Consider the following 3,993-nt stretch of genomic DNA (forward strand, 5'->3'; position numbering starts at 1 on the left):
AACTCAGTAGTGAAACGATGCATCGCCGATGGTAGTGTGGGGTTTCCCCATGTGAGAGTAGGTCATCGTCAAGATTCATTTCGCAAAACCCCTATCTGCGCGAGCAGGTAGGGGTTTTGTCTTTTCCAGGCCTCAACACCGGCGGGAACCTGCAGTTGCACACCGGTCAATAGTCGCCTCCCACATTTTGAGCCAGATCACTAGAATAGAGCCCACGCATCCATTCAGAAGCTCGATATGCCCAACCCTGTCGAACCCGAAGCACTGGCCCAATTGCCGCTGGACGAACTCGTTGCTTGCCACGAATGCGACCTGTTGATGCGCAAACCCGTGCTGCAGCATGACGAAAAGGCCCAATGCCCGCGCTGCGGCTATGAGCTTTACGCCCACCGGCACAACGTGGTCAACCGTAGCCTAGCCCTGGTGCTCACCGCCCTCTTGCTGTTCGTGCCGGCTAATTTCCTGCCGATCATGCAGCTGCACCTGCTTGGCCAGACGTCCGACGATACGGTGTGGAGTGGCGTCTTAGGCCTCTACAACTCCGAAATGCGTGGCGTGGCCGTCGTGGTTTTCCTGTGCAGCATGGCCATTCCCCTGGCAAAACTGCTGTGCCAGTTGGCGGTGCTGCTGAGCATTCGCCTGGATGTAGGGCGCAGCTATGGCTTGTTGTGCTATCGCATCTATCACCATCTGCGCGACTGGGGCATGCTCGAGGTCTACTTCATGGGCGTGCTGGTTGCGATCGTCAAACTGGTGGACCTGGCCGAGTTGACCATCGGGTTGGGCCTATTCTGCTTCATCAGTTTGTTATTGATTCAGGTGTGGCTTGAAGTGGTGATGTCACCGCATCAGATCTGGAGTGCGCTTTCCGGGGAGGATCTCCATGCGGGCGATTGATGCAGGCATCCTTGTCTGCAATGAGTGTCACGAACTGAACAGGCAGGAGGCCGACAGCGCCTCGCAGACATGCACGCGCTGTGGCGCCATCGTGCATGACCGTCGACCCAACAGCATCGTGCGTACCTGGGCGCTGTTGATTGCGGCTTCCATTCTGTACATCCCTGCCAATCTGTTGCCGATCATGACCGTCAGCACGCTCGGCCAGGGCAGCCCCGATACCATCATGTCGGGCGTCATCACCCTGCTCAAGCACGGCATGGTGCCCATTGCGGCGGTGGTCTTCATTGCCAGTATCCTGGTGCCCACCTTCAAGCTGGTAGGCATCGGCTTGCTGTTGTACTCCGTTCAACGCCGACAGCCGCTTTCTGCGCGCCAGCGGATCCTGATGTACCGCTTCATCGAATTCATCGGACGCTGGTCCATGCTCGATATTTTCGTCATCGCCATTCTGGTGGCGGTAGTGAATTTCGGCCGAATAGCCAGTGTCGAAGCCAACCTGGGTGCTGTCGCCTTTGCCACTGTGGTGATCCTGACGATGCTCGCTGCTTTAACTTTCGATCCCCGACTGATTTGGGATAACACGGAGTCGGATGACGACCATGAGTGACCTGCCTACGGCAAAAACCCGCCCAGCCTCGAACTGGTCGGCCATCTGGATTCTGCCGCTGATTGCGTTGATGATCGGCGGCTGGTTGGCATGGCAGGCGTATCGGGATGCGGGTGTAGAAATCGAAGTTCGTTTCACTACCGGTGAAGGGATCGTCGCCAACAAGACCGAAGTTATCTACAAGGGCATGCCGGTCGGTAAGGTGACGTCCCTGGTGCTGGACGCCAAGGGTGACAACCAGGGGGTGATCGCCACCATTGAGATGAACAAGGCGGCAGAACCACACCTGACAACCGGTACGCGCTTCTGGCTGGTCAAGCCAAGCGTCAGCCTGGCGGGTATTTCCGGCCTGGAAACCTTGGTCTCGGGTAACTACATCGCCGTCAGCCCTGGCGAAGGGGAGAAGGCCAAGCGCTTTACCGCCTTGTCCACGGCGCCGCCCTTGTCCGACAGTGAGCCCGGCTTGCACCTGACGCTCAAGGCCGATCGATTGGGGTCGCTCAACCGCGACAGCCCGGTCTTCTACAAGCAGATTCAGGTCGGCCGGGTGAAGAGCTACCGGCTTTCCGATGATCAGGATACGGTCGAGGTCAAGGTATTCATCCAGCCTGCCTACGCCAGCCTGGTGCGCAAACACACGCGTTTCTGGAATGCCAGCGGCATCAGTATCGATGCCAGCCTGTCGGGCGTGAAGGTGCGCAGCGAGTCGCTCTCAAGCATCGTCGCCGGCGGTATTGCTTTCGCGACACCGGAATACCGCAAGGACAGCCCGCCAACCGACCCCAGCCTGCCGTTCCGCCTGTACGAAGACTTCGATGCTGCCCAGGCCGGCATCCGCATCAAGGTCAAGCTGAGTGACTACGAAGGCCTGCAGGCTGGCCGCACGCCGGTGATGTACAAAGGCATACAGGTCGGCTCGCTGAAAGCGCTGAAGATGGAAGATAACCTCGGCAGCGCCATGGCCGAGCTTACACTCGACCCGCTGACCGAGGACTACCTGGTCGAAGGGACGCAGTTCTGGGTGGTCAAACCGTCCATCTCGCTGGCGGGCATCACAGGCCTGGAGGCTTTGGTAAAAGGTAACTACATTGCCATTCGCCCCGGCGAGAAGGGCGCCAAGCCGCTGCGTGAGTTCGAAGCTCGGCCCAAGGCGCCGCCGCTGGACCTCAAGGCACCGGGCCTGCACATGGTGCTGTTCGCCGATACCCTGGGTTCGTTGGAAGTCGGTAGCCCGGTGATGTATCGCCAGGTGAAAGTGGGTAGCGTGCAGAGCTACCAGTTCGCCCGCAACAGCAACCGCATCCTGATCGGTGTGCACATCGAGAAGGAGTACGAGAAGCTGGTCAACGGCTCGTCGCGCTTCTGGAATGTCAGTGGTATTACCCTGACCGGTGGGTTGTCGGGCATCAAGATCAAAAGTGAATCACTGCAAACCCTGATGGCTGGCGGTATCGCCTTCGACACGCCAAGGCCTGATGTGGCGCTCAAGCGTCATATTCCACGCTTCCGCCTGCATGACAGCGAGGAGGCGGTCAATCGTGCGGGTACCTTGATCACCATTCGTGTCGACCGTGCCGATGGCTTGAAGCCAGGCACGCCGATCCGCTTCCGTGGCCTGGACGTTGGCAGTATCGAAAGCGTCGACCTGACCGCGGACTTGCAGGCGGTGCTGTTGCGGGCACGCATTACCGAAGCGGCGGAGCGTATTGCCCGGGTCGGCACCCAGTTCTGGGTGGTCAAGCCTGCGTTGGGCCTGGTGCGCACTGAAAACCTCGACACCTTGATTGGTGGGCAATACCTGGAAGTGCAGCCGGCGGCCAAAGACAGAGGCACGCAGCGTGATTTCATTGCCCTGGCAGATGCCCCAGAGGTGGCTGGCCCTGAGGTGGGCTTGCCGTTGACGCTCAGTGCGCCGCGGCGTGGCTCGATCAAGCCGGGTGTGCCGGTGACCTACCGTGAAGTTGCAGTCGGCAAGGTGACAGGCTTCGAGCTGGGCCAGAGCGCCGACCGCGTGCTGATCCATATCCTTATCGAGCCGCGCTATGCCGCATTGGTGCGCAGCGGCAGCCGCTTCTGGAACAGCAGTGGCTTTGGCTTCGATTGGGGGCTGTTGAAGGGCGCTACGGTGCGTACCGAGTCGCTGGAGACACTGATCGATGGCGGTATTGCCTTTGCCACCCCGGATGGTGAGCAGATGGGCAACCCGGCGCGGCCGCAACAAACCTTTGCCCTGTTCGACAAGGCAGAGGATCAATGGCTGCAGTGGGCGCCGAAGATCCAGATAGCCAAGTGATGGATGCCAGGGCCGCCTAATGCGGCCCTAGCTTTGTGTAGGAGCAGCCTTGTGCTGCGAAGAGGCCATCGTCTCGGCTTCGGAGCTTGCGGTAATTACGTCTTCGACCAGCGCATCTGCCAGAATCTGTTCGAGGCCTACTGCAATAACCAGCTGGTCCTCGAGAATCAGCACGCAGGATTTGACCAGGCCC

General features: G+C 59.6%; 3 protein-coding genes. All 3 read left to right on the forward strand.

Annotated features, from left to right (window positions below):
• Positions 1-237: 237 nt before the first annotated feature.
• The 3 genes from OO306_RS27725 to OO306_RS27735 are packed head-to-tail and all read left to right on the forward strand — an operon-like array spanning position 238 to position 3,800.
• On the forward strand, positions 238-897 hold the full coding sequence (locus OO306_RS27725; RefSeq protein ID WP_027594582.1) for a paraquat-inducible protein A: 660 nt from the start codon (positions 238-240) through the stop codon (positions 895-897).
• Positions 884-1,507, forward strand: a complete 624-nt coding sequence (locus OO306_RS27730; RefSeq protein WP_265970362.1) for a paraquat-inducible protein A — start codon at positions 884-886, stop codon at positions 1,505-1,507. The genes OO306_RS27725 and OO306_RS27730 overlap by 14 nt, the downstream gene beginning before the upstream one ends.
• The gene (locus tag OO306_RS27735; protein WP_027594580.1) at positions 1,500-3,800 is read left to right on the forward strand and encodes a PqiB family protein; all 2,301 of its coding nucleotides are present in this window, start codon (positions 1,500-1,502) and stop codon (positions 3,798-3,800) included. Before OO306_RS27730 ends, OO306_RS27735 begins: the two co-directional genes overlap by 8 nt.
• Positions 3,801-3,993: the final 193 nt, after the last annotated feature.

Origin of the sequence: Pseudomonas sp. DCB_AW, from assembly GCF_026240895.1 — a bacterium.
GTDB lineage: Bacteria > Pseudomonadota > Gammaproteobacteria > Pseudomonadales > Pseudomonadaceae > Aquipseudomonas > Aquipseudomonas kermanshahensis.